A 25689-nucleotide genomic window follows, 5' to 3' on the forward strand; every position below is an offset into this window, starting at 1 on the left:
CCATCAGTCCTCGTGCACGTTGTACTTACGGTCCAGCGCGTTCATCTTCGCCACGTAGACAAAGATGAGTGCCACGAAGACGTAGATGGCGCCCTGCTGGGCAAACCAGAAGCCCAGTTTGAAGCCGCCGAACTGAACGGCGTTGAGGGTATCGACCAACAGAATCCCACAGCCGTAGGACACGATGAACCATACGGCCAACAGGCTAAGCATCAGACGAAGATTCTCCGCCCAATACGCTTTGGCCTTTTCGCTGCTTTCAAAAGCCATGTGCTGCTCCCCTTTCCTTATCGTTGGAATAGTCAGAGCTAACCTAGCAAGGGGAGCGATGTGAGGAAGATCGACCTTAGTCAAAGAGCGCGCATATCGAACTGGCGAGGGTGAATCTTTTTCACTTACTGAACAGCCACTTACGACTGAGTAATTACGTTAAACCGGTCAAATCCCGTCAATTTTAGACTTTAGTCTCAGCGGCAAGTCGGTGATTGCCGCTCCGGCAACCCTTTGCCAGACCCGGCCGACGTCAGCCCATCCCCTCCACCACAAGGGTTAGCGCGGTGTTAATGAAAGCATTTAGGCAAAGTGCTGATTAACAACGAATAAACCTTTGGGCGTTTTTTGTGCACTTGGGCGCTGACAGATCCCACTTTTGGCAAGTTGAGCACGCTCTTTGCTAACTCTCGGGTCCACCACTCAAGGAGCCACAGCATGAAACTGTCACCGGTACAGACTCAGATGAGTCCGCGCTTCAATAACGCCCCGGGCGCCAACTTCGACGCCAACCTGAACAAACCCGCTCAGGCTGGTAACCAGGTCACGCCGGGCAGCAGCTTTGAAGCCAAGCTGGAGAGTGAAAAACTCAGCTGGTCTGAAACCCGTGCGATGGAGAAAACCGCCAAGCAGGTTGAAGCACTGAAAGAGGAGTTCCAGGCTCATCAGCAGAAGAGCCTGGCCAACCCGTTTGCCGACAACACCGGCGACCTGCTCGGCCTGCTGGAAAAGGCCAAGAAGACCCTGGTTTAATCCAGGGCAACCTTGATCCGCAGGCGCACCTGCTGCGCCTGCTGTGCCGGTTGATAGCGGCCGGATTCTGCCGCGTCCGCCATCATCATATTACGAGGCATCGGCGCACCGCCCTGCTCCGTGATCTCCAGCACCTCTCCCAGACTCGCATCCAGCTTCTCCGCAAGCGCTTCCGCTTTGTCCAGCCCATCCTCCAGAGCAGCCTGGAACACCGCATCGCGCTGAGCCCGATCGTCACTAGCAAAGTAGTTGGGCGTGGAGATCTCGGTCAGCCCAAGTTCGGTAAATCGTCCCAGCCAAAGCCCCACCTCAGTAACCGGCACCTCAAGTGAGATACCACGGCGTGCTTCGTAACCGAGCATGACCCGCTTCTGCTCACGGTACTCATAGCGCGGCCCAAGGGTCAGTGAACCGGCGCCGTACCGGCTCACCGGCAACGCCGCCTCTTCAAAGGCATCCAGCACCCGGTTAATCACCTTATCCGCGTCGGCCTGAGCCTGCTTTGGCGATTCTGCCAGCGCAGTCACCTGAGCACTCAACATCGCCGAGTCCGGAGTGACATTGGCAACCCCTACGCCATCCACCTCAATCCATCTTGGTTGCGCCCAGGCCAAACCGGGCAACAGCAACAAACAGCAAAGGATCTTTCGCATCATCGGCTCCTTTTATAAACCTAAATGTTGAATAAACGAGCTAAGCGGGGAAAAATGGTGGTTACTTACCCCTAAGTCACTTTATTACTCATGTCCGGCGCCACCAGCAAAATCCTGTATCTGCTTAAACAGAATGGTCCGATGCCGCTTCCTCCACTGGCGGAAGCGCTGGAACTGACCACCATGGGCGTCCGCCAACACCTGCACAAGCTGGAGCAACAGGGGCTGGTCGCGTTTGAGGATCGCCGCTTCGGCCCAGGCCGTCCCAGCCGACACTGGTATCTGAGCGATGCCGGACACCGGCAATTTGGAGACCGTCATCAGGATCTGACCTTGCAACTGCTGGACGGCATCGACGCCCTGTTTGGCGCGGAGGGCCTGAATCAACTGATAAGCCACCGCTTTGAAAGTCAAAAAGCGCTGTATCTTGAGACGCTTGCGGAGGCAAAAAGTTTGGGGGAACGGGTAGAAAAATTGGCCCGGCTTCGCCATCAGGAGGGCTATATGGCCCGGGTTGTCCCTCAGGGAGAGGGATGGTTGCTGGTGGAAGATCACTGTCCGATCTGCGCTGCCGCAGCCCGCTGTCGGGGGCTCTGCCAGCAAGAGTTGGAGCTGTTCAGAACGGTACTGGGCGACACACTGTCGGTAACGCGCAGCGAACACCTGCTGGAACAGGGCAGCCGCTGCGCTTACCTGATCACGCCGTCAAAGGCGGCATGCTGAAGGGATCGGGGTAGCGATAGGAAAACCCCAGCACAGACACAATCCGCTCGCCCGATACCCGCTTCACCGGCATGGGTTCATCGGAAAAACCCGGGGCTGGCAAGCCCAGTGCCTCGGCCGCTTTGGGATAAAAGGCCTCACGAGTCGGATGGTGGGGCGCACTCAGGTTAAACACCTCACCAAAGGCTTCCTGCTCAAGAATTCGCACCACCGCACCAATCACATCGTCGCGGTGGACCAGATTGATGGGAGCATCCGCGCCGGGCAGAGCCTGCCGACCCGCCAGGAAGCGGCCCGGATGGCGCTCCCCCCCCACCAGGCCCGCCGGTCTCAGCAGGCTCAGGCCTGAGCCAAACACCTCAGCAAAGGCACGTTCCGCCTCCAGCATCTGTTGCGCTCGGGGGCTTGGATCCAGCGGGCTCGATTCCTCCACCAGTTCACCCGGCGCATAGACGGCGGTAGAACTGACAAAAATCGCCTTCCGAATGCCACGCTCCCATGCGGCGTCGGCGAGCATTCGCATCCGTTCGCCATAGGGCCGCGCGTCCGCTTGACGACCGGGAGGCACATTGGCAAACAGCACATCGGCCTCGAGCAAAGCATCCAGATCATCGCACTCAAGACGCTCGCCGATCGCCAGTGGGTAACCGGGAATACCCAGTTCTGCCAGACGCGCCAGGGTGTCCGGTTGGCGACTGCTGCCGCGCACGTCGTAACCAAGACTCTGAAGCTGTTCAGCCAGGCTGAGCCCGAGCCAGCCGCAGCCGACCACAGTAATGGATTGCATAGTGATGATTTCCGATGGTTAACGGCGTACGTAGTAAGCCAAAGCGGGAGACGCATCAAGATAGTGGCATTGGGCTTCGCTCAGTTCACTGATCCTCAGCACCGCTTCCACCTTGAGGCCCAGCATCTCAAGACTGACCATGGGCGCCTCAATCTTAGGGATCTCCGCATCATAGAGTATCAGTGTAGGAAACAGCGGCTGCGACGCGTCACTGCTGAGCACCTTACCCACCTGGCCATTCTCAAGGCGCACCAGGGTACCGGGTGGGTAAACCCCGAGCGTCTTCACCAGGGTTTGCAGATACATGGAATTCAGTTGCTTGCTGCGGCACTTAAACATGTACGCCAACGCCTGATACGGCGGCAGCGTTTTCGTATTACCGTTCACCAGACTGTCGTATTCATTGGCGATGGTGAGGATCTGCGTCATCGGCGAAATCGCATTACCAGACAGCTTTTGCGGGTAGCCACTGCCATCCAGGTACTCGTGATGACCCACCACCATGGTGGTGATCGATTTGGTGGAAAAAGGGGTGCCTCTGAGCATCTCCAGCGCCAGCTTAGGATGTTGACGCAGGTAGTTTTGCTCCGCTTTATTCAACGGGCTCCGTTTATTGAGGATGCTGGAGGGGATCCGAAGTTTACCCACATCATGCACCAATGCTGCCAGCCCCAACTCCCTAAGCTGCGGGCCCTCCAGGCCCAGAGCACGCCCCAGTACCAATGCCACCACGGCCACATTGATGGCGTGGCACTGCATACTGCCCTCCTGATTGGCGGCCACCAGTTGCAACACCGTATCGCTACCGGCGTGCTCAAACTGGGTCAGGATCTCCTCCACCACCGCACAGCTGTCCGCATACGCTTGCTCCGGTGAGGTGGCGATTCGGTTAAAGCTGGAACGCACGGTATCGATAGACTGGCCATAAGCCTGCTCACACTTCTTTAGCAGGCGGCGGTAGATCCGGCTCTCCTCCACCATGGCGTCCCGTTCAGCCTGATGGGCGCGAATCACCTGCCGGTCCGGTTTGCCCTGGGGTAACGATGGCGAGGTTGGCGTTTCTGCCTGTTCGAGTACCGGCGCTTGTTCACCTTCGGCCAACTGCAGGAAAACGTGACTGAGCCCCAGCTTACGGATGAGCAGGATCTGCCCCTCATCCTTGATCCGGAAGCGGTTGAACATAAAAGGGTGCTCTTTCCAGGCCAATGGCAGGCGAATGGACTGCCCCACCTGAAGCGCATTAACTGGGATTTTGAATTCCCGGCTCGACATAGATCGCTATCCTGATCCCCTGGGGTATTACGGGCTGTTCTGTCGCGATCAGATTCAGCCAACTATTTGTTTCGTCGGCGATTATAGCTCATTGTTCGACAAACTCTCCTGTGGCGTTGCGAACCGGGGCACACCGCAGTGATCCTGATCACATTTACGATTGCATACAATATTCAATACTGTTAGTATCGTTTCGGTTCCCTGGCTCGTCACAGTGCCGCAGTTGGGTTCGTTAACTTGTTACTTGTCCTTGACCTCTGCCCTCCCCCGGCGCAGAAGGGATCCATGATCCCCCTATACCGGTGGCCTGATTGGCCACCGGTTTTTTTATCGTGTTGCAGCGCTCTCCACTCACCTTTACCGGTGAGCGGACACAAAAAAGCGGCCATCAGGCCGCTTTAATGATGAGTGTGTCTCTACTGGTACTGAGCCAACAGGGCCAGCAGTCCTTCCTCATCCATCACCGCCACCCCCAATTCGGTGGCCTTGGTCAGTTTGGAACCGGCCTTTTCACCCGCCACTACGGTGTGGGTATTCTTCGACACGCTGCCACTGACCTTTGCCCCCAGCGCTTCCAGTGCGGCCTTGGCGTCACTTCGGCCCATCTGGTTCAGGGTTCCTGTCAATACCCAGGTCTGTCCTTTCAGGGGCTGGGCATCCTCGGACACCGCCTCGATCTCAGGCCAGTGTACGTTGGCCCCTTGTGGATCGGTCAGCGCCTCGATCACTTCAAGGTTATGGGGCTGACGGAAGAAGTAGTACAGGTGTTTCGCCACCACTTCGCCTACGTCATCCACCTCCATCAGCTGCTCCGTATCCGCCGCCATCAAGGCCTCCAGGCTCTTGAAGTGGCGGGCCAGATTGGCCGCTGTGGCTTCACCCACCTCTCGGATCCCCAGTGCATAAAGGAAACGCGGCAGCGTGGTAACACGCGCTTTGTCCAGGGCATCCACCAGGTTCTGAGCAGACTTGGTGCCCATACGGGGCAGCATGGTCAAACGGGAAGCGGAGAGTCTGAACAGGTCCGCCGGAGTGCTCACCAGCTCCTTATCCACCATCAGCTCCACCAACTTGTCGCCCAGACCGTCGACATCCAGCGCTTTGCGGGAAGCAAAGTGTTTGATCGCCTCTTTGCGCTGCGCTTCGCAGAACAGGCCACCGGAGCAGCGTGCCACTGCCTCCCCTTCAAACCGCTCCACTTTGGAGTCGCACACCGGGCAGTGTGCCGGGAACGCGATGGCGCGAGCGTCATCAGGGCGACGATCCATCACTACAGAAACGATCTGCGGGATCACATCACCGGCGCGGCGGATGATCACGGTATCGCCAATCCTGACGCCCAGACGCTCAATTTCATCGGCGTTGTGCAGCGTGGCGTTAGAAACGGTCACGCCCCCAACAAACACTGGCTCAAGGCGCGCCACCGGGGTAACCGCTCCGGTGCGTCCCACCTGGAACTCCACATCCTTTAGCAGGGTCATCTCCTCCTGCGCCGGGAACTTGCAGGCGATGGCCCAGCGCGGTGCACGCGCCACAAAGCCCAGCTTCTCCTGATCAGCCAGGCTGTCCACCTTGATCACGACCCCGTCGATCTCGTAAGGCAGCTCCGGACGGGCCTCACCGATGCGACGGAAGTAATCCAGTGCCGCCGCCTCGCCTTCCGCCCGCTCAACGATCGGACTGACCGGCAGACCCCACTCCGCCAGCTGACTCAATTGACCCGAGTGACTGTCTGCCAACGGCGTCACACTCTCCTCCACCACGCCAACCGCATAGGCGTAAAACGCCAGGGGGCGGTTGGCCGTGATGCGGCTGTCCAGTTGGCGCAGGCTGCCTGCGGCGGCGTTACGCGGGTTAACAAAGGTCTTCTCACCGGCGGCCATCGCTTTGGCGTTCATCGCCTCAAAACCCGCCTTGGGCATAAAGGCTTCACCCCGCACTTCCAACAGCGCAGGATAGCCACTGCCGCTCAATCTTAGCGGTACGGTTTTGATGGTGCGGACGTTGGCGGTGATCTCTTCACCGGTGGTGCCATCGCCACGGGTTGCCGCCCGCTCCAGCACGCCATTCCGATAGATCAGGCTGACCGCAATGCCGTCCAGCTTGGGCTCAGCGCAGTAGTGAATATCGGTGTGTCCAAGACGGTCCACCAAACGCTGGTGAAAGGCGGAAAACTCCGACTCATTCATGGCGTTGTCCAGGGACAGCATCGGCTTAAGGTGGGCCACCGACTGAAACTGCCCCGCAGGCGCCCCACCCACACGCTGAGTCGGTGAGTCGGGCAGGCGCCACTCGGGGTGCTCCGCCTCCAGAGCCTGCAACTCCCGCACCAGGCGGTCATACTCGGCATCCGGCACTGTGGGATTGTCCAGCACGTAGTACTGGTGGTTGTAGTCGTTCAGCAGCTGGCTCAGCTGTTCAATGCGTTCTTTGGCTTGGCTCATATTGTTCTATGGCGGTGTAAAACAGAGAGGGCCGCGCGCTGGCGGCCCTGAGATAGAGGGTTCAGACGAGTCAGGCTGGCTGCTCCGCCCGGTGAATTCGGGCCAGGTAAGCCTCCTGGGTGGCGCTGTTCCAGGGATTACGCTGACCATCCAGCACTTCGGCTCCGTGCAGATCCGCCAGCCCCTTGGCGGCGCCTTCCATCATGGAAAAACAGACACGCGGGTCACCCTGGCTCGGCAGGGTCATAAACAGTGCGACCCCTTCGGTAGTGAACTGTTCCATATGGTCCGGGTTAAAGGTACCGGGGTTCACCATGTTGGCCAGGGAGAACAGCACCGGGCCGGTGCCTGCACTGCTTTGATGACGATGGAAGATATCCATCTCGCCAAACTTGAAGCCCATGGTCAGCAGGTTCGGCAGCAACTCCGCACCGGAGATGGGCTCACCTTTGCTGACCACGTGCAGCACCAGCACATCAGAGGGATCTGCCGGGGCATCGTTTGCCGTGGCTTTCGGCTCAGATTGCGGCTCTGCAGGCGCATCGACCATCGGCTCCGCCTCAGGCTCAGCCTGGATCACCGGCTCTTCAACCGGATCGGCCTTCACTTTCGCCTGCTCCTGCGCTTCGCGCTCTTCACGCTCCAGTTCCGCTTCCAGCTCCCGCAGGGTGATCGGTGCCATCGCTTCGTCCGACTCGGCAAAGCCCAGCTCGATCTGGTCCCCACCCAGCGTCGGCTCCTGACGAGCGGCACGAGGCGCACTGCGCTTGGCTGCAGGCTGAGGCGCTTCGGGGATTGGCGCATCTTCCAGCAGACTGGCCTGCGTCGGCGCGGAGGCCGGTTTCGGAGCGGGTTGAGCCGGCGCAATAACGGGTTCTTCACGAACCGCCGTTTCCGGCTCTGCGACAGCGGGCTCGATCGCCTTTTCAAAGCGCTTTTTGGGTGCCGGGGCACGGCGATTCTGAATTTTGCCGGGGTTGTTACGCCTGAGCGACCACAAGCCATGTACCAGCAAACCCAGGATGGCCAATAGGCCCACGACAATAAAGACTACGCGCATATCATCCATAGCGAGTCGAACCTACACTTGTTTATCCCATTTGGGCCATTGCTGCGGCCTCTTCGATATCGACGGCAACGATCCGGGACACACCCGGTTCGTGCATAGTAACCCCCGTCAGGCGATCCGCCATCTCCATACTCACTTTATTGTGGCTGATGAAGATAAACTGAACCGTCTCGGACATCTCCTTCACCAGGCGGCAGAACCGCCCGACGTTGGCGTCGTCCAGGGGCGCATCCACTTCGTCCAGCATACAGAAAGGTGCTGGATTAAGGCGGAAAATGGCGAACACCAATGATAATGCTGTCAGGGCCTTTTCACCACCAGAGAGAAGGTGGATTGTGCTGTTCTTTTTACCAGGTGGACGGGCCATGATGGTGACACCGGTGTTCAACAGGTCATCATCGGTCAGTGCCAAGTAGGCACTTCCCCCTCCAAACACTTTCGGGAACAGGGTACCCAGATCCGTATTCACCTTGTCAAAGGTGTCCCGGAACATCTGGCGGGTCTCCCGGTCGATTTTGCGGATCGCCGTCTCCAGTACCTCCAGCGCCTGGTTCAGATCATCGTCCTGAGCGTCCAGGTAAGCTTTGCGCTCGGACTGCTGTTCATACTCTTCAATGGCAGCCATGTTGATGGCCCCCAGACGCTTGATGCGTTCCCGCACCCGCTCCAGGTCCGCCTGCCACTGGTTCACTGCCGCTTCCGGGCTGAGGGATTCCAGGATCCCTTTCAGCTGCATCTCTGACTCCGCCAGCAGATCCAACTGGCCCTGTGCCTGCACACGCAGCCCTTCGTACTCCAGCTGGTGACGGCTCAAATCCGCCACCACCGCTTGCAGTTGCGCCTGTTGTCCACGCTGACTGTCGGCCAGGCTGGCAAGTGTCTGGTTGACCTCCTCCAGAGCCTCCCGGCGTCCAGCCAGTTCCTCCTCCAGCAGCACCCGCTGCTCCAGCTCCAACGCGAGAGACGCTTCGTACTCTGCCAGTGGCTCAAGCAGGGCTTCCTGCTCCTCTCGGGCCAGTTCGCACCGCTCCCGCCATTCGCCCTGAGACTCCTGAGCCTGAAGACGCCGTGCGGACAAGCCCTGCAAGCGCGCCTCCTGCCCTTGCAGAGAAAGCTGTAGCTGCTGCAACCGCTGCTGTTGTTGGTCACGCTGCGCTCGACGGGCCCGCAACGATTCCCGCGCCGATTCGGTGCGAAGCTCAACCTGGTCCAGCCGCGCTTGTGCCTGCTCCTGCTCCTCACCAAGTTGGGCCTGACGCGCCTCCAGTTCCAGCTGGCGGTCCTCCAACTCCTCGGCGCGCAGGGCCAGCTCCTCCTGCTGCTCCTCAAGCAGTGCACGCTGCTGGCGCTGCTGTTCCAGGCGTTGTGCCAGACTCTCCCGTCGCCCCTGCAGCGTCAGCAGCGCTTCGCGGGCAGTCTGAACGGCTCGTCGCAGCTGCTCTTCCTGCTGGCGCGCCGCGTCCAGCTGCCCGGTCGCACGCTGCAAACGCTCTTCCGCCTCGGCCCGTTGGGCCTCAACCCGGGGCTGCTCAAGCTGCAGTGCTTCCAGTTCCGCCTGGATCTCAGTGAGGGGGCGCTCACTGCTTTTGCCCGGCGCCGCTTCAAACCCCTTCGCCAGCCAGCGTCCATCAGGCAAAACCACCGAGACATCGGGCCCGGCCTGACTCAACCAGGCTTCTGCCTGTTCCGGGGTGTCGGCGCAATAGACCTGGGCCAGCCAGGGCGAGAGATTAAAGGGGGAACGGATCTTATCGAGCAACCTTGGCCAGGGGTGCGCCGCCTCAATAGGGGCAGCCGCGTCCTGAGTCAGCAGACGCTGGGTGCCTTCAGGCAAGGTTTGGGATTCCGCCCCAACCACTGCCTGCATCGGCCGACTGAGCACCTGCTCAACGGCGGCGGCCCAGCCCTCCTCGACCGACCACTGCTGCCAGGCTCTCGGCAGATCATCAAAGGGGGCGGGAAGACGGGTTTCACGGGCTTTAAGCAGCGTGGACAGTGAAGCTTGCCGGGCTTCCAGACGCACCAGCTCTCCATCAAGGTGAGCCACCTGTGCCTGACTGGCTTCCCGCTCCGCTTCCGCCGCTTCCCGGGCCTGCTGAGCCTGCTCAAGACGAGCGGTCTCAGATTCCAGCTCCGCCTCAGCGCTCTGCAGGGCTTCGTCGGTCTGCGCCAATTCCGCTTCCAGCGCTTCTGGGTTCCACTGGGCCAGCTGCTCAGCCAGACGCTGACGGGATGAGGCGATCTGTTGCCGCTCCCGCTCCAGGCCCGCCAGCTCGGTGATCACCACCTGTGCGGCGCGCTGGGATTGAGCCTGCGCATCTCGTGCGGTGTCCCGCTCATCGCCCAGCGCCTCAAAGGCCATCTGTGCCTCTTCCAGCGCCAGGGTCAGCTCCTCCAGCGCTTCGGCAAGGGCCTCCTGTTCCGGCGCCATCATGGCGATGCTCTCTTCGAGTTCGCCCTGCTCCTCATCCAGTTGACGCAGATTTTCCTCCGCGCTGCCCGCCTGCATCTGGTTGCGGCGGATCTCATCCTCCAACTGCTGCCGACGCTGACGGCTGTGGAGGATCTGCTGCTCCAGTCGGGTGATCTGGCTGCCCAGAGTAAAGAGGCTCTGCTGACAACGCTCTACCTCGGCACTCAGATCAGAGCGTTGCTGCTCCAAGGTGGTGACGGTGGCACTGTCCCCTGCGGTGGCGCTTTCAAACTGAGTTTTCTTGGTTTCCAGGGCCTGTATCGTTTGATCCAGTTGATCCATACGGCCGCTGATTTCGCGCCAGCGCAACGCCAGCAACTCGCCATGAAGGGTACGCTCCTGCGCCTTAAGCTCGCGGTAGCGGCGGGCGGCATCCGCCTGACGACGCAGACGTTCAATCTGGCTGCCCAACTCGGTACGGACGTCGGTCAGACGTTCGAGGTTTTCGCGGGTATGGCGGATGCGGTTTTCGGTCTCGCGGCGGCGCTCCTTGTAGCGGGAGATGCCAGCGGCCTCTTCAATAAAGACCCTTAGTTCCTGAGGTTTGGATTCGATCAGGCGGGAAATCATCCCCTGCTCGATAATGGCGTAGCTGCGCGGGCCCAGACCGGTGCCCATAAAGAGATCGGTGATGTCCCGGCGTCGGCACTTGCTACCATTGAGGAAATAGTTGGACTGACCGTCCCGGGTAACCTGACGTTTGACCGCGATTTCGGCGTAACTGGCGTACTGGCCGTCCAGGCGACCGGCACTGTTGTCGAACACCAACTCGACACTGGCTACCGACACCGGCTTGCGGCCACTGGAACCGTTGAAGATCACGTCCGTCATGGCGTCGCCACGCAGGTTCTTGGCGCTGCTCTCCCCCAGCACCCAGCGAACGGCATCAATGACGTTGGATTTGCCACAGCCATTAGGGCCGACAATGGCGGTCATCTGATCCGGGAAAGGCACCTTGGTGGGATCGACGAAGGACTTAAAGCCGGCAAGCTTGATCTGTTTAAGCCGCATAGAGGCAGGGCAACGGTTCCGATGGCTGAGATCCTGCCACTCTATCAAATGGCTATGGAATTTGTAACAGCCTGAAATGCTATCAATGTTGACCCAATCCGCAGGTCGGCAACACAATGCACCTATAGGTCTTTCACCAAGAGTACAGCGCGTTGATAAACCACAGCCAAACCGTCAAATCTGTGTTGCCTGAAGGGGCCAGTGGCGTGAGCTACTTCCTCAAGGGCTTTGAGCTTATACGCCAGAAGGGCTTGCGCCGCTTTGTGGTGTTGCCACTGGGGATCAACCTGGTGCTCTTCTCCGTTGCCTTCTACTTCCTGTTCCAACAGATGGGCGTCTGGATGGAGCAGTTGATGGCCGCCGCGCCGGAGTTTCTGCGCTGGATGGAGTGGCTGCTCTGGCCGTTGGTGGGGCTGAGTGTTCTGGTCACCGCCGCCTTCACCTTTACCGCCATCATGAACTTTATCGCCGCACCTTTTAACGGTTTGCTGGCGGAACAGGTAGAAAAGCGCCTGACCGGCGAACCGCTGGACACTGGCGGCGTGCTGGACCTGGTCAAAGACACGCCGAGGCTGATTGGCCGGGAGTGGACCAAGCTCTGTTACTACCTGCCCCGGGCATTGGTGTTCCTGGTTATCCTCTTTTTCATTCCCGGCTTTGGCCCGGTGATCTGGTTCTGCTTCACCGCCTGGATGCTGGCGATTCAGTACCTGGACTACCCCTTTGATAACCATAAGGTGCCCTTCGCACGGATGCGCAGTGCGTTGCGGATGCAGCGCTGGCGTAGCTTTACCTTTGGTGCCACCGCTGCACTCATGGCGATGATCCCGCTACTCAACCTGATTCTGATGCCGGTGGCGATCTGCGGTGCCACCGCCCTCTGGGTTGACCAGTACCGCGAGGTTCACCGCAAGCTGTAAACCCCTGTTACAAATCGTTTACCTGTGGCGCTGGCGGCAGTCAGCGCCTGTGGCACAATGGCGCCAAAACGATAACGAGAAAATAACAGGATGTTTAAGCGCCTTATCCCGTCACTTGCGACGCTGTTTCTCCTCCCCAATGCGCTGGCCAGTGAACGGCTTCAAATCACCATTCCCCATACGACTCAAGCGCCCACCATTGATGGCGTGCTGTCAGAGGCCGCCTGGCACGATGCGGTTCGCGTCCCCCTGACGCTGCAAACACGGCCCGCCGAAAACACCCCGGCACCGGTGCCAACCGAAGCCCGACTGATCGCCACCACCGACACGCTGTACGTCGCCTTTATTGCCGAAGATCCGGACCCCTCCCGCATCCGGGCCCACCTGACCGATCGGGACAAAAGCTGGGGCGACGATATGGTGGGCATCAAGCTGGACACCTGGAACCAGTCCCGTCTGGCTTACCAGTTCTTCGTCAACCCCATGGGGGTGCAGCACGACAGCATTGAAAACGAACTGACTGGCCGCGAGAGCGATGCCTGGGATGGGATCTGGCACAGCGAAGGCCGGTTGACCGACAACGGCTACCAGGTGGAGATGGCCCTGCCGCTGCGTCTGTTCAACTTCGATAGTCAGCGTGATACTCAGGAGTGGGGCATCGAGCTGGTGCGTTTCTACCCTCGCGAGAATAACTACCGACTGGCGGCCACGCCGGTAGACCGGGACATCGCCTGCCGTCTGTGCCAGATGGGGGTAGCGACCGGTCTGGAGGGGGCGGAACCCGGCAACCAGTTGCAGATCACCCCCTCCTTCACCGCCAACCGCATGGAAACCCGAGACGACCCGGATTCCCCCTGGGAGCGGGAGGATAATGCGGAACCGGGGCTCGACGTGCGCTGGGGCATCACCCCGGACACTCTGCTGAACCTCACCATCAACCCCGATTTCTCCCAGGTAGAAGCCGATGCGGGCCAGTTGGACGTCAACACCACCTTCGCCCTGTTCTATCCCGAGAAGCGCCCCTTCTATCTGGATAATGCCGACAACTTTGCCACTCAGCTGAATCTGGTGCACACCCGTAACCTGGCAGAACCGGAGTTCGGCACCAAGATCACCGGGCAGCGGGACAAGCATGTCTACGGCCTGCTGCAGACCCGCGATGAACAAACCAACCTACTCATACCGGGTAACCTGGGTTCCAGCATCGCGGAGCTGGGTACCAAGAGCGACAACCTGGCGGGCCGTTACCTCTACGACAGTGGCAACGGCTGGCAACTGGGGGCCATCGGAACCTTCCGTGAAAGTGAGCACTACCGTAACGCCATGAGCGGCATCGACCTGCGCTGGGACATCACCGAGCAGCACCGCATCGACGCCATGTGGCTCTACAGCGACACCCGCTACCCGGATGATCTCGCTGAGCAGTTCTGTGACGGTGACGACTGCAGCCAGCCCGGTGAGGCGCAATGCGAATTCGGCGACTGTGATTACAACGAGCAGGTGTTGCGCACCCTCAAAGAGGGCGCCTTTCAGGGGCAACTGGCCCGTCTGAACTACCGCTATGAATCCCGCAACTGGTTTGGCTACGCCAACCTGTATCGTGCCGATGAGAACTTCCGCGCCGATCTGGGCTTTATCGACCGCATCGATTACGCCAAGGCCGTCGCTGGCGGCGGGCGTGTCTGGTATCCGGAGGATCACTTCTTCCACGAGGTTGAGTTCTCCGGCGATGTGGACCGCAGTGAAAACATCGACGGTGAGCTGTTAGAGCAGGAAGCCGAGGCAAAATTCTCCCTGGCCGGACGCCATGAAACCTACGTGGAGTGGTATGCGGTGACCCGGGAGCGAGTGGGCCAGCGCAATGACGGCAGCAGTTTGTCAGTGACGGACAATGCCCCGCTGTTTGATGAGACTTTTGGTGGCTTTTACGGCGAGGTTCGTCCGGTTAAGCCGGTCAAGTTCGGTGTGGGTGTTCGCCACGGCGATGAGATCGACTTTGCCAATAACCAACTGGGCACCATCACCCAACTCAACGGTTGGCTTAACTGGAAACCCAATCGGGCTATCACCGCTCACTTGCGCCACCACTGGCGGGAGCTGGATGTGGACGGTGGCACCCTGTTTACTGCCAACCTGTCGGATCTGCGCCTGACCTGGCAGTTCAGTGTAAGAAGCTTTGTGCGCCTCTCCACCATCTACACCCACATCGACCGGGACCCTGGCCTGTACCAGTATTACGATGTTGACGCCAACACCCAGAGCCTCTCCAGCGAACTGCTCTACGGCTACAAGCTCAACCCCCAGACCGTGTTCTACGCGGGCTACTCGGACGGGCGCTACGCTGACGACATCGAAACCGATCTGGTGCAGGACAGCCGCACCTACTTTATGAAAGTCAGCTACGCTTGGCTGATTTGATCGAAAAGGGACGGCTGACGCCGTCCCTTCTTTTTTCCCTTGCCGCTCACCCGACACTGGACCGACGCTCAGCCCATTATCCGCGCCAACTCGGCAACCCGGTAAATGGCCCGCTCCTCCCTGGCTCTTACCACCTCGGGATCGTCCAATGCCTCAATCACCCTCAGTTCCGCCTGATAGGCTGCCGGTAGCTGGCTCTCCCTGGCGCCAATCAACACATGCTCGAGATACCACTGGTAGGGGTTCAGACCGGAATCGATCTGCAGCGCCACATAGGTGAATGCCTCATGGATTCGCCCGTCCGACGCGCAAACCTGGACCGGCTTCTGCTGGTAACCGACTCCCAACCCCTCAGCCCTGTCCAATCGCCACTTCTCCTGAGGCGCCAAGGCAAACAGCGCGCCGAACACCCGGTGTTCAGGGTTATTTGTCATAAAGGCGTCGCACTTGGCGGAGCCATCACGGCCCCGCTTATGAAACCGCAACTGGTGCCCATACAGGCGACAGGTTGCGAGCCGTTGGGCGCTGGGCACACGCTGCAGCAAACGGCGCAGAGACATGTTGGAGCCGTAGGCAAAGTACTTCAAACCCGCTCCCCTGGCGTGACATCCAACCTCTACCTTGGCGCAGCAGGCCAGCAACCGCCAGTGTCACCGAAAACGGTTTTCTGGCGGGCTGTAAAGTTAGGGGGTGACCCTATCCAGCCCGAACCGGCACGCCCTCTCCATTGCGCTGCTTGGCGGTGCGTCGGGCAGTAAGCCGCGCCTGCGGTCGCAGATCCTCCACCACGGTGGCGGAGATCTTGTCGTGGATCGCTTGTCGGTTCGGGTCCCAGAAGATCTGGAAGAACCCCAGTAACCCGGTAGCGATCCCCGCACTGTAGCCACCGTAGCGGCCAAAGGCTTCCCACAGCGAAATCGGAGAACCATCCAGTTGCCGTACCCGGCAGCGGGTCAGTTTCTTGCCCACAGTCTGGCCATCGAACCAGGCCACAAACACCGTGAAGTAGAAGGCGGAGAGACCAAAGCCCAGACCCAGATCCTTCAGTCCCCCCATCACCCAGGCCATCGGGCTGGTGCCCACCTCCTCCAACTCCTCTACCTGTTTGGCCAGACGCTTACGCCGCTTTTTCTCCCGGGCCAACTGCGCCTCCAACTCGGCAATCGGGTCAGGCTCTGCAGCCACCTCAGTGCCCTGGCCGTCACCCGCTGCGGGTTCAGTAACGCTCTCTGCAATCTGTTGGTCATCCAAACCGGACCCGGTAACGGTCTCTGCTGGCACACTGGCTTGTGGCTGAGGCTGACTGAGCAATACCTGCGCCAACGCCGCCCTCAATTCAGCCCGCTGCTCCACTGGCACATTGTTCACCAACTCCTCTACCAGCTCCTGCCGCTCCGCTTCATTGAGCATGCTATCGAGTGAAGAGAGACCTTCCAGTTTCTCCCGCACACAGGCGGCGTCCTCACACAGCTCCGCCTGAATCAGCGCCGCCGTTCCCTTTATCGCGGAAGGCACATCCTGGGTTGCCACCGTGGTCGCCAGGTTTTGGGGGGTGTTATCCGAATCGGTCAGGGATTTGGCCCAGTCAATCAGCGGGGACACCAGTGAGGCCACCAGCAGGAAATAGAGCAGAAACAGCGCCCAACGACCCGCCTTCCACTGCCGTTTTCGGATCCGCCAGGTCAACAGCACCAGAAGCACAAACAGGACGCCTCCTGACTCGGTAACCATCACTACCACCATCAGGTCCAGCAGCATGGCAATACCACGCCGCCAGGGTGAAGCCAGAGGACGATTTAACAGGTGGGGATGAATGTGAAAGGCATCGGGCGTAATCACATCCTTGGGATCATCGCGGGTACTCACAGCAGGCTCCTTCCTGAGTCAATCGGGTCACGTTAACACAGTGTTACCGCTTCGCCACCCAATCCGGCCCTGAATCAAGTCACTGTTTATAAAAAGCCTTAAGGTAATTACCTTCGGGAATAAGGCATAACGAACAAACACTTCCTCGCACCATTTCAAGGATTAAGCTAAGCCCTATCTGCGCGGCTAATTTTTTCGCGCCCTCATTCCATTTGGCAGGAACGCAATCATGGCAAAGATCTACGACGACAACTCCCTCTCCATCGGTAATACCCCGCTGGTGCGCCTGAACCGCGTCACCGACGGCAAGGTGCTGGCGAAAATTGAAGCCCGTAACCCCTCCTTCAGTGTGAAGTGCCGACTCGGTGCCAACATGGTGTGGGATGCCGAAAAGAAAGGGCTGCTGGGCCCGGGCAAGGAGATCATTGAGCCCACCTCCGGTAACACCGGCATCGCGCTGGCCTTCGTGGCCGCCTCCCGTGGTTACCCCCTGACCCTGACCATGCCCAACACCATGAGTCTGGAGCGTCGTAAGCTGCTTAAAGCCCTGGGGGCCAATCTGGTACTGACCGATGGCGCCAAGGGGATGAAGGGCGCTGTAGCTAAGGCGGAGGAGATCCGCGACAGCGATCCAAGCCGCTATGTGCTGCTGCAACAGTTTGAAAACCCGGCCAACCCGGAGATCCATGAGCAAACCACCGGTCCTGAAGTGTGGGATGACACCGATGGTGAAGTGGATGTGTTTGTGGCCGGTGTAGGCACCGGTGGCACCCTGACCGGCGTCAGCCGCTACATCAAGCTGCAAAAGGGCAAGGCGATCCATACCGTTGCCGTCGAGCCCACTGACTCTCCGGTGATCAGCCAGGCACTGAAGGGCGAAGAGCTGACCCCCGGCCCCCATAAAATCCAGGGCATCGGTGCGGGCTTTATCCCCGGCAACCTGGATCTGGAGATGGTGGACGAGGCGATCACCGTCAGCAATGACGAGGCGATTGAGATGGCGCACCGCCTGATGAAGGAGGAGGGGATCCTCGCAGGCATCAGCTCCGGCGCCGCCGTCGTGGCCGTCAACAAGCTGCTGGCCAACAAGCCCGAGTTCAAGGACAAAACCATTGTGGTGGTTCTGCCCTCCTCCGCCGAACGCTACCTCTCCTCGGCTCTGTTTGCCGGCGTCTTCTCCGAGGCCGAAAATATCCAGTGATCCTTTCCCGGTTCGCTTGTGTGTTGGGCGGTGTAATAACCGCCCTTTTTTTGTGGTTTTTCATGAATTTTTGATCGCTGCACTATCCGTTTACCCATACAGTTTTGTTTAATGGACTGGACGCATAACTCACCATCAAGGGACCGATATGATCGCGCTGTTACGACGCCTCACTATCTCACTGCGCCTGCTTGCGCTGCTGGGATTAGCAGCAGGGGGGACGCTCGTCTACACCTACCTTGGCCTGTCTGAGCAACGGGCACAGTTAGCCAATGACCGCCAACACCAGGTGGAAGAGTTGGCCGACACCCTCACCCTGGCCCTCGCGGGCACCACCATCGATAAGGCACGCTGGAGCCGCATCACGCCGGATGAACACCCGCTGTGGCTGTTCGACCTCAACGGCGCACCATTGCTGGGAGAGGGCGCGCCGGCCAATGTCGACAGCTGGCAGGTTAAGGGAGGCGATCAGCCGCTGAAACAGGCCCTGTCCCGGGTCAAACTGGGCACCCCCTACGACACCGAGTTTGTTCAGGATGGTCGCACCGTATGGCTCAGTGCCCGCCTGCTGGATGGCCAGATGCTGGTCCTGCTTGGAGATGACGTCGCCGTCGATGAAAAGATGGGCGAGGTGATTCTGACCTACGTCGTCTTTCTTGTCTGCCTGGCCCTGCCCCTGCTCTCCCTGTTCCTGCTGCTCAACTACTCCATCACCCGCCCTCTCAGTGACGCCATCAACGCCATGGAGGAGATCGCCAATGGCGATGGTGACCTGACCCGTCGTCTGGACACCTCCGGGCAGGATGAGATCACCGTTTTTGCCAACCGCTTTAACCAGTTCACCGGCAAGATCGCCACCATGGTGAAGGAGCTGCAGCCGCTGTCGCAGAGCGTCAATGACAGTGCCCATCGCCTGACCACGGTTGCCGGGGAGTCGCAAGCCACCGGTGAGCAGGTCCACCAGCAAACCCAATCCGTCGCCAGTGCAATGACCGAGATGCTCGCCAGCACCGAGGAGGTGGCTCACTCCGCTCAACAAGCGGCAGACGCTGCCGACGGTGCCCACCACCAGGTGGCCAACTGCCGCCATGCGGTTCAGGGCACCCATCAGTTGGTGAACTCCCTGGCCAGCGACCTGAACCAAACCGCCTCCACCGCAGACGACCTGGCCCGCCACAGCACCGAAGTGGGTCAGATCCTGGAGGTGATCCGCACCATCGCCGAACAGACCAATCTGCTGGCGCTGAACGCCGCGATTGAAGCGGCGCGTGCCGGGGAGCATGGGCGTGGATTTGCCGTGGTTGCGGATGAGGTCCGTGCCCTGGCCACCCGCACTCAGCAATCCACCAACGAGATCAGCGCCATCGTCGACAACATCCAGAGTGGTGTCAGCCAGGTGACCGACGCCGCAGGCAGTTCGCTCAATCAGTTCCAGGCGCTCTCGGCCCAGGCCCAGGAAGCCAATGAGGCACTGGACGCCATCGTTCAGGCGGTAGTGGCAATTCAGGATCGAAACAGCCAGATCGCCACGGCGACCGAGCAGCAGAGCCAGGTCAGTGCCGAGGTCAATGGCAATATCCACACCATTGCCGAGCTGACCGAAGCGGCAGCGAAAGCCGGGCAGAGCAACCTGGGGGCAGCAGATGAGCTTCTCACCATGGGAGCGCGGCTGCGGGAACAGTTGGCTCAGTTCAAGGCATAAGTTGGTGATTTGACCATCCCCGGTGGCGCCAGTATCCTTGGCGCCACCACGCCCAATTCACTATCGAATCGATTGACCGTCGCCCTTTATGCACCGAAAAACCGTTACTGTTACTGCACCCCACGGCATTCACACCCGACCGGCAGCTCTGCTGGTCAAGGCGGCTCAGCAATACGCCTGTGACATTCTGGTGGAGTGTGGCGGCCGTCGGGCCAGCGCCAAGAGCCTGTTTCGGTTGCAAACCCTGGCACTGAGCCAGGGGGCTGAGGTCACGGTCAGTGCCCAGGGGGATGGCGCCGAACAGGCCGTAGAAGCGATTGCGGCCATGCTTCAAGAGCTACACTGACGCGACCACCAATCCGATACAGGAGAGACAGGGAATGTCGAAAGTCTTCACCGCCTTTGCCATCAGCCCCGGTCTGGCCCTGGGTACCCTCCATCTGTGTCGCCCCGGCCCCCAGGTTCGCACCGCCCCCCTCGATTCCGACCCAAAACGCCGGGTTCAGGCGCAACTGACCAAAGAGTGCGACGCCCTGGCCCAGTTGGCCCAACGGCCGGATCTGAGCGAAAGCCAGCGTGCGTTGCTGGAGGCCGACCGCCTGTTGCTGGAAGACCCGGAACTGCACGACGCCATTTTCGAGCAGATTGACGGGGGCATGAGCGCCGACGAGGCGTGTCAGCGGGTGTTTGCCGACTACGCCCGTCAGTTTGAACAACTGGACGATCCCCATCTGGCCCACCGTGGCCGGGACATCTTCTGCCTGGGGGAGCGCCTCGCCAGCCGTTTGAGCGGCATGGGCCACGGCCTGCCGGAACAGCTGGATGAAGACACCCTGCTGGTGGTGCCGGATCTCACTGCGGCCGAGTTTATCCGCCTGCCCAAAACCCACCTGTGCGGTGTGGTGTTGGAGCGGGGCAACGTCGATGACCACCTTGCCATTCTGCTGCGCAGCGCCGGGATCCCCACGCTGGTGATGCCGGATGCGCTAACCCGTCTCTCCACCCAATCCGGACTGCTGGACGCCGATAAGGGGCAGCTGACCCTGGCCACCAACGGCGAGGATCTGGCCCTGTTTCGCGACACCCTGGCACAGTGGCAACAGCGCCGGGAGAAACACCTCGCCTGTCTGGCGGATCCCGCCGCCACCGCAGAGGGAGAACCGGTCTGGCTGGGCGCCAATATCGGCTCCGTCGAAGAAGCGGAAAAGGTGGGCCAGCATCATCTGGATGGCATCGGACTGCTGCGCTCCGAGTTCCTCTACATGGCAGAGGGAGACTGGCCCAATGAAGCCCGCCAGTACAGTCTGTACCGCGCCATCGCCCAGCAACTGAATGGCACGCCATTGGTGATCCGGACCTTCGACTTCGGCGCCGACAAGGCGCTGCCGGGACTTAACCTTATCGAAGCCAACCCCGCACTGGGGCAACGGGCTATCCGTCTGGGACTGGCTCAGCCGGAGCGCCTGAAAACCCAACTGGCCGCCATTGTTCGGCTGGCGATGGAGTACCCGGTCAAACTGCTGCTGCCGATGATCAGCCTGCCGGAAGAGCTGGATGGCGTCCTGACCCTGCTGGACGAAGTGAAGGTGGAGTTGGCGATGAACCCGACGTTGCCGGTGGGCATTATGGTGGAAACCCCGGCTGCGGTACTGATGCTGGATGCCATGGCCGCCCGGCTCGATTTTGCCAGTGTGGGCACCAACGATCTGGCGCAGTACTGCTACGCCGCAGACCGCAATAACGCCAGCGTCAGCCCCCACTACCCGCAACTGAGCCCGGCCTTGATCCGACTGCTGCACCAACTCAGCCGTCAGGCCAAAGCGCTGGATCTGCCCCTCTCTCTTTGCGGCGAACTGGCCTCCGAACCCCGGGCCCTGCCACTGCTGCTGGCCATGGGTTTGCGAAGCTTCAGTATCACGCCGGTACGCACCGCTGAAATCAAATATCAGCTGCGCCAATACCGCCAAAACGACGGCAAGGCGCTACTGGCCAAAGCCCTGGCCTGCACTCATAAACGTGATCTGCTGACGCTGTTAAATGATTGTGTGAGCAGATGAATTTCGGCTAACATTGGGGCACAAAGCCCTCCCTAAAGACGTCAGAAGGTCAGCATCCATGGGATTTTTCAGCCGATTACGCCGTATGATGGCCCACCGTGAAGTGCCCGCGGACGGCGTGGTGATCCACGCGCCGGTATCCGGTCGTCTGGTGCCCATCGAGCAAGTGCCCGATGTGGTGTTCTCAGAGAAGATCGTCGGGGACGGGCTGGCAATCGACCCCACCGGTCATCAGGTGGTTGCCCCGATTGACGGCACCATTGGCCAGATCTTCGATGCCAACCACGCCTTTTCTCTGGAGTCCCCGCTCGGACTGGAGCTCTTCGTCCACTTCGGTATCGATACCGTTGAGTTGCGTGGCGCCGGGTTCACCCGGCTGGCCGAAGCGGGCCAGCAGGTCAGCGCGGGCGACCCCATCCTTGAGTTTGATCTGGACTACCTCAAGAGCCATGCCAAGAGCGTGCTAACGCCGGTGGTGATCGCCAATATGGAAGACGTCAAATCGCTGGAGAAGCAGGAGGGTGATGTGGTCGCCGGTGAGAGCCCCATCCTTCGGGCCTACCTGTAACCCCAACTCCACACTCAAGTTTCTGCTACGGCCTGCGAATTTCGCGGGCCGTTTTTTATCGACCCAAATCACAGTTTCAGAAAGAGTTCTTCCCGCATTTTCAGCCCAACCGCGCCCCTTTTGTGACCCGCCTCACCAAAAGCCCGCCCCTGTTCATAACTTTTCATAAGTTGCCTTAACTCATTAAAAAGCATTCCCAACGTATTCACACCCGATCCCTATCCTCATACTCAATCCCGAACCGCCAATTGGCGGCCTTAGCCGGGAATGGGGAGACCTGACATCACAGCGATCCAGGTCAAGAGCAGGAACCAACCTGCCGGCCCCAGACAACCGGCCATGATGCACAGCATCTGCGTGTGAGCGAGGGCGGTGGCCCGCCCAAACCAAGAGGTAAAATCCATGCAATTGGAACGCCGTGATTTTCTTAAGATGAGCGCCGCCCTGGGCGCCGCCGCTGCCATCACTGGCTGCAGCCGTGATGCGGCTAAGTCGGTCGCCCCCATGAAGCCTGCCGGCCCGGAGACTCTGAACTGGAGCTCCTGTCTGGTGAACTGCGGCTCCAACTGCCCGGTTCGCGTCTTCAGCCGCGATGGCATCATCACCCGCATCGAAACCGACTTCTATCAGAAAGACGAGTACGGTCATCATCAGGTGCGAGCCTGTCTTCGCGGTCGCTCACTGCGTCAGCGTGTCTATGCGCCGGATCGCCTCAAATACCCCATGCGCCGTGTTGGCCCCCGTGGCAGCGGTCAGTTCGAGCGCATCAGCTGGGAAGAAGCACTGGACCTGGTGGCTGGCGAGCTTGGCCGCCTGCGCGAAACCTACGGCCCGGAATCCACCCACTTCACCTACAACTCCGGTGCGGGCTACAGCTTCTCCGGTAAGCAGTGTCTCTACCGCCTGATGAACCTGACCGGCGGCTACCTGGGCACCTACGGTGACTACAGCTGGGCCCAGCTCTACAAAGCCGCACAATACACCTGGGGCGACGCTAACCTGGGCTGGCGCGGCTCCTCCAACTCCGAGATGAAAAACTCTGATCTGGTGCTGCTGGTGGGCCACAACCCGTCCGAGATCCGCATGAGCGGCTCCGGCGAGTCCTACGACTACCTGAACATCATCCAGGCCAAGCAGAAAGAGCGCGCTGAAAAGGGCACCAAATTCAAAACCATCATCATCGACCCGCGCTACACCGACTCTGCGCTGGGCAAAGAGGACCAGTGGATCCCGATCCGTCCCGGTACCGATGCCGCGCTGATGGAGGCCCTCGCCTACGAATTCATCACCAACGGTTGGGTAAACCAGGCGTTCCTGGATAAGTACACCGTGGGCTTCGACGAGAAGACCATGCCGGAAGGCGTGGGCTACGAAGCCTCCTACAAGGCGCACATCCTGGGCGACGGCCCTGACGGCCTGAAGAAAACCCCGGAGTGGGCTGCACCGATCACCGGCATCGACGCCGCCGAGATCCGCCAGTTGGCCAAAGACCTGGCGGGTGCCAAAGCGCCCTTTATCCACGTTGCCGCGTCCCTGAGCCGTCAGGCTGCAGGCGAGAACAACCTGCGTGCTGCGCACATGCTGCCTATCCTGCTGGGCCAGCTGGGTCTGCCGGGCACCAACAACGGCGGTCTGTGCACCGGCGCGTCCCTGTACGCCCCGAGCATGCCCACCGGCAGCAACCCGGTTGAGAAGAAGATCTCCTTCTTCACCTTTACCCAGGCGATTCAGGACGGCGAGAACATGACCGTGCTGAAAGATGGCGTGGTATTGCCGGACGCCGAACTGGACAGCAATGGCGACGGCAAGCTGGGTACCAACATCAAGGCGATCATCAACTACGCCGGTAACGCGCTGATCAACCAGCATGCGGAAACCAAGAAGACTGAGCAGATCCTGGCTGACACCAGCAAGTGTGAGTTCATTCTGGTGATTGACAACTGGATGACCCCCTCCGCCCAGTTCGCCGACATCGTCCTTCCCGACGTCAGCTGGCTGGAATCCGAGGACCTGGTCAACCAGGCCTACGCCGCTGGCGACACCGGCACCCTGATCCAGATGAGCACCAGTGTTGGCCCGATGTTCGAGTGCCGTCCTGTGTACGAGATGTGCGTTGAGCTGGCCAAGCGCTGGGGCGTTGAGGAGCAGTTCACCGAGGGCAAAACCGCTGACCAGTGGCGTGCAGAGTTCTACGCCAAGGCGCAGGAAGCCAACCCGGAGCTGCCGAACAAAGCCGTGATGCTGAAGCAGGGCATCTTCCGCAAGTACCTGCCCAATGGCAGCTACATCGTGCTGGAAGACTTCCGCAAAGATCCGGAAGCCAACCCGCTGAAGACCCCGTCGGGCAAGATTGAGATCTACTCCAGCCAGTTGGCCCAGAAAGCCGCTACCTGGGTATTGAACGAAGGCGACGTGATCTCCGCGCTGCCCAAGTACGTCCCCACCTGGGACGGCTACCAGGACCTGGAGAACAAGCAGGGCCAGTTCCCGCTGCAGCTGACCGGTTACCACACCAAAGGTCGCGCACACTCCAGCTACCACAACGTGCCCTGGCTGCGCGAAGCCGTAGAGGATGCGGTATGGATGAACCCCATCGATGCCAAGTCCCGTGGTATCCAGTCCGGCGACACCGTGATCGTATTTAACCAACGCGGTCAGATTGAGGTACCCGCCAAGGTGACCCCGCGCATCATGCCCGGCGTTACCGCTCTGGGTCAGGGAGCCTGGTACAAGGGCTTTGGCCACAAGGTGGACAAAGGCGGCTGTCTCAACACCCTGACCTCACAGCGCACCACGCCGCTGTCCAAGGGTAACGGCCAACACACCAACCGCGTTGAAATCAAAAAGGCTTGATAGGGGGCAACCATGCAAGTGAAACAGCAGTACGGCTTTTACGTCGATGCCAGCAAATGCACTGGCTGCAAAACCTGTCACGTCAGCTGCAAAGACAAGAACGATCTGCCGGTGGGTGTTATCTGGCGCCGTGTTTACGAATACGGCGGCGGTGACTGGGCCCCCCAGGCCGACGGCACCATGAAGCAGAACGTATTCGCCTACTATATGTCGATCGGCTGCAACCACTGCAGCAAACCGCCCTGTGTGGAGATCTGCCCGACCGGCGCCATGCACAAGCGGGAGAAAGACGGCATCGTTCGCGTCGACACCGAAATGTGCATCGGCTGCGAGATGTGCTCCGAGATGTGTCCCTATGACGCGCCGCAGTACGACAAGGCCAAGGGCCATATGACCAAGTGCGATGGCTGCTTTGAGCGTATTGATATGGGGCTAAAGCCGATCTGCGTCGAGTCCTGCCCGATGCGCGCTCTGGACTTCGGCCCGATGGCGGAGCTTAAGGCCAAATACCCCAACGCGGTGAAGCCGGACATTGCCCCGCTGCCCAGCAGCGACATCACCCAGCCCAGCCTGCTGGTGAACCCCAACCGCCACAGCCGCCCCTGCGGCTCTGAGCAGGGCAAGGTTCTGAACTGGGCGGAAGTGTAAG

Annotated in this window: 20 protein-coding genes; 11 read left to right on the plus strand and 9 right to left on the minus strand. The window is 60.1% G+C overall.

Features of this window, described 5'->3' with window-relative positions; genetic code table 11:
• Nucleotides 1-3: 3 nt before the first annotated feature.
• Nucleotides 4-270 (minus strand): DUF4212 domain-containing protein, encoded by a 267-nt coding sequence (locus KUV52_RS00195; RefSeq protein ID WP_013345919.1) that lies wholly within the window; start codon nucleotides 268-270, stop codon nucleotides 4-6.
• A gap of 438 nt (nucleotides 271-708) precedes the next feature.
• Here KUV52_RS00195 and KUV52_RS00200 point away from each other — a divergent pair, with 438 nt between their 5' ends.
• On the plus strand, nucleotides 709-1023 hold the full coding sequence (locus tag KUV52_RS00200; RefSeq protein ID WP_222523923.1) for a hypothetical protein: 315 nt from the start codon (nucleotides 709-711) through the stop codon (nucleotides 1021-1023).
• On the opposite strand, the gene KUV52_RS00205 is transcribed toward KUV52_RS00200, so the two are convergent.
• Nucleotides 1020-1676 carry an SIMPL domain-containing protein gene (locus KUV52_RS00205; protein ID WP_222523924.1) on the minus strand — a complete coding sequence of 219 codons (657 nt, stop codon included), beginning with the start codon at nucleotides 1674-1676 and terminating at the stop codon, nucleotides 1020-1022. The two genes, KUV52_RS00200 and KUV52_RS00205, sit on opposite strands and share 4 nt — an antisense overlap.
• A 90-nt stretch (nucleotides 1677-1766) precedes the next feature.
• Between KUV52_RS00205 and KUV52_RS00210 the strand changes: the two genes are divergently transcribed.
• Complete coding sequence (locus tag KUV52_RS00210; RefSeq protein ID WP_222523925.1) at nucleotides 1767-2399, plus strand: helix-turn-helix transcriptional regulator; 633 nt, start codon at nucleotides 1767-1769, stop codon at nucleotides 2397-2399.
• Here KUV52_RS00210 and KUV52_RS00215 read toward each other — a convergent pair.
• The 5 genes from KUV52_RS00215 to smc all read right to left on the minus strand — a co-directional run bounded on the left by KUV52_RS00215 (nucleotide 2374) and on the right by smc (nucleotide 11455).
• Nucleotides 2374-3186, minus strand: a complete 813-nt coding sequence (locus KUV52_RS00215; RefSeq protein WP_222523926.1) for an SDR family oxidoreductase — start codon at nucleotides 3184-3186, stop codon at nucleotides 2374-2376. The two genes, KUV52_RS00210 and KUV52_RS00215, sit on opposite strands and share 26 nt — an antisense overlap.
• Nucleotides 3187-3204: 18 nt before the next feature.
• The gene (locus KUV52_RS00220; protein ID WP_222523927.1) at nucleotides 3205-4458 is read right to left on the minus strand and encodes an HD-GYP domain-containing protein; all 1254 of its coding nucleotides are present in this window, start codon (nucleotides 4456-4458) and stop codon (nucleotides 3205-3207) included.
• A 416-nt stretch (nucleotides 4459-4874) separates the two neighbouring features.
• Entirely contained in the window at nucleotides 4875-6902 is a 2028-nt protein-coding gene (gene ligA / locus KUV52_RS00225; protein ID WP_222523928.1) for an NAD-dependent DNA ligase LigA, read from the minus strand.
• A 70-nt stretch (nucleotides 6903-6972) separates the two neighbouring features.
• Nucleotides 6973-7962 (minus strand): cell division protein ZipA, encoded by a 990-nt coding sequence (gene zipA, locus KUV52_RS00230; protein WP_222523929.1) that lies wholly within the window; start codon nucleotides 7960-7962, stop codon nucleotides 6973-6975.
• Between the two features lie 31 nt (nucleotides 7963-7993).
• Entirely contained in the window at nucleotides 7994-11455 is a 3462-nt protein-coding gene (gene smc, locus KUV52_RS00235; protein WP_222523930.1) for a chromosome segregation protein SMC, read from the minus strand.
• 206 nt (nucleotides 11456-11661) lie between these two features.
• Between smc and cysZ the strand changes: the two genes are divergently transcribed.
• Nucleotides 11662-12375 carry a sulfate transporter CysZ gene (cysZ, locus tag KUV52_RS00240; protein ID WP_315900185.1) on the plus strand — a complete coding sequence of 238 codons (714 nt, stop codon included), beginning with the start codon at nucleotides 11662-11664 and terminating at the stop codon, nucleotides 12373-12375.
• A 90-nt stretch (nucleotides 12376-12465) separates the two neighbouring features.
• Entirely contained in the window at nucleotides 12466-14793 is a 2328-nt protein-coding gene (locus tag KUV52_RS00245) for a carbohydrate binding family 9 domain-containing protein (protein WP_222523932.1), read from the plus strand.
• 68 nt (nucleotides 14794-14861) lie between these two features.
• Here KUV52_RS00245 and KUV52_RS00250 read toward each other — a convergent pair whose 3' ends face one another.
• Together KUV52_RS00250 and KUV52_RS18960 are read right to left on the minus strand one after the other, a co-directional pair.
• Nucleotides 14862-15380 (minus strand): gamma-glutamylcyclotransferase family protein, encoded by a 519-nt coding sequence (locus KUV52_RS00250; RefSeq protein ID WP_222523933.1) that lies wholly within the window; start codon nucleotides 15378-15380, stop codon nucleotides 14862-14864.
• Nucleotides 15381-15489: 109 nt separating this feature from the next.
• On the minus strand, nucleotides 15490-16659 hold the full coding sequence (locus KUV52_RS18960; RefSeq protein ID WP_222523934.1) for an RDD family protein: 1170 nt from the start codon (nucleotides 16657-16659) through the stop codon (nucleotides 15490-15492).
• Between the two features lie 229 nt (nucleotides 16660-16888).
• Between KUV52_RS18960 and cysK the strand changes: the two genes are divergently transcribed.
• The 7 genes from cysK (at nucleotide 16889) to KUV52_RS00290 (ending at nucleotide 25688) form a co-directional block, all read left to right on the plus strand.
• The gene (cysK, locus tag KUV52_RS00260; RefSeq protein ID WP_222523935.1) at nucleotides 16889-17860 is read left to right on the plus strand and encodes a cysteine synthase A; all 972 of its coding nucleotides are present in this window, start codon (nucleotides 16889-16891) and stop codon (nucleotides 17858-17860) included.
• Between the two features lie 148 nt (nucleotides 17861-18008).
• Nucleotides 18009-19562 carry a methyl-accepting chemotaxis protein gene (locus KUV52_RS00265; RefSeq protein WP_222523936.1) on the plus strand — a complete coding sequence of 518 codons (1554 nt, stop codon included), beginning with the start codon at nucleotides 18009-18011 and terminating at the stop codon, nucleotides 19560-19562.
• 88 nt (nucleotides 19563-19650) lie between these two features.
• Nucleotides 19651-19908 (plus strand): HPr family phosphocarrier protein, encoded by a 258-nt coding sequence (locus tag KUV52_RS00270; protein ID WP_222523937.1) that lies wholly within the window; start codon nucleotides 19651-19653, stop codon nucleotides 19906-19908.
• Between the two features lie 34 nt (nucleotides 19909-19942).
• A complete protein-coding gene (gene ptsP, locus KUV52_RS00275) occupies nucleotides 19943-21619 on the plus strand; it encodes a phosphoenolpyruvate--protein phosphotransferase (protein ID WP_222523938.1) in 1677 nt (558 codons plus the stop codon).
• Between the two features lie 58 nt (nucleotides 21620-21677).
• Nucleotides 21678-22187, plus strand: a complete 510-nt coding sequence (gene crr / locus KUV52_RS00280; protein WP_222523939.1) for a PTS glucose transporter subunit IIA — start codon at nucleotides 21678-21680, stop codon at nucleotides 22185-22187.
• 408 nt (nucleotides 22188-22595) lie between these two features.
• Nucleotides 22596-25040, plus strand: coding sequence for a DMSO/selenate family reductase complex A subunit (locus KUV52_RS00285; RefSeq protein WP_222524069.1), 2445 nt, complete (start codon nucleotides 22596-22598; stop codon nucleotides 25038-25040).
• A gap of 12 nt (nucleotides 25041-25052) precedes the next feature.
• Nucleotides 25053-25688, plus strand: a complete 636-nt coding sequence (locus tag KUV52_RS00290; RefSeq protein WP_222523940.1) for a DMSO/selenate family reductase complex B subunit — start codon at nucleotides 25053-25055, stop codon at nucleotides 25686-25688.
• Nucleotide 25689: the final 1 nt, after the last annotated feature.

The sequence above is a fragment of the Ferrimonas balearica genome (assembly GCF_019802055.1).
GTDB classification, from domain to species: Bacteria; Pseudomonadota; Gammaproteobacteria; order Enterobacterales; family Shewanellaceae; genus Ferrimonas; species Ferrimonas balearica_A.

Excerpts from the sequence above, each read along its gene's own strand:
- smc (WP_222523930.1), bottom strand. The coding sequence starts at position 11,455 with ATGCGGCTTAAACAGATCAAGCTTGCCGGCTTTAAGTCCTTCGTCGAT.
- KUV52_RS00210 (WP_222523925.1), top strand. The coding sequence starts at position 1,767 with ATGTCCGGCGCCACCAGCAAAATCCTGTATCTGCTTAAACAGAATGGT.
- KUV52_RS00270 (WP_222523937.1), top strand. The coding sequence starts at position 19,651 with ATGCACCGAAAAACCGTTACTGTTACTGCACCCCACGGCATTCACACC.
- crr (WP_222523939.1), top strand. The coding sequence starts at position 21,678 with ATGGGATTTTTCAGCCGATTACGCCGTATGATGGCCCACCGTGAAGTG.
- KUV52_RS00205 (WP_222523924.1), bottom strand. The coding sequence starts at position 1,676 with ATGCGAAAGATCCTTTGCTGTTTGTTGCTGTTGCCCGGTTTGGCCTGG.
- KUV52_RS00290 (WP_222523940.1), top strand. The coding sequence starts at position 25,053 with ATGCAAGTGAAACAGCAGTACGGCTTTTACGTCGATGCCAGCAAATGC.
- KUV52_RS00220 (WP_222523927.1), bottom strand. The coding sequence starts at position 4,458 with ATGTCGAGCCGGGAATTCAAAATCCCAGTTAATGCGCTTCAGGTGGGG.
- KUV52_RS00245 (WP_222523932.1), top strand. The coding sequence starts at position 12,466 with ATGTTTAAGCGCCTTATCCCGTCACTTGCGACGCTGTTTCTCCTCCCC.
- zipA (WP_222523929.1), bottom strand. The coding sequence starts at position 7,962 with ATGCGCGTAGTCTTTATTGTCGTGGGCCTATTGGCCATCCTGGGTTTG.
- ptsP (WP_222523938.1), top strand. The coding sequence starts at position 19,943 with ATGTCGAAAGTCTTCACCGCCTTTGCCATCAGCCCCGGTCTGGCCCTG.
- KUV52_RS00200 (WP_222523923.1), top strand. The coding sequence starts at position 709 with ATGAAACTGTCACCGGTACAGACTCAGATGAGTCCGCGCTTCAATAAC.
- KUV52_RS00265 (WP_222523936.1), top strand. The coding sequence starts at position 18,009 with ATGATCGCGCTGTTACGACGCCTCACTATCTCACTGCGCCTGCTTGCG.
- KUV52_RS00215 (WP_222523926.1), bottom strand. The coding sequence starts at position 3,186 with ATGCAATCCATTACTGTGGTCGGCTGCGGCTGGCTCGGGCTCAGCCTG.
- ligA (WP_222523928.1), bottom strand. The coding sequence starts at position 6,902 with ATGAGCCAAGCCAAAGAACGCATTGAACAGCTGAGCCAGCTGCTGAAC.
- cysK (WP_222523935.1), top strand. The coding sequence starts at position 16,889 with ATGGCAAAGATCTACGACGACAACTCCCTCTCCATCGGTAATACCCCG.
- KUV52_RS00195 (WP_013345919.1), bottom strand. The coding sequence starts at position 270 with ATGGCTTTTGAAAGCAGCGAAAAGGCCAAAGCGTATTGGGCGGAGAAT.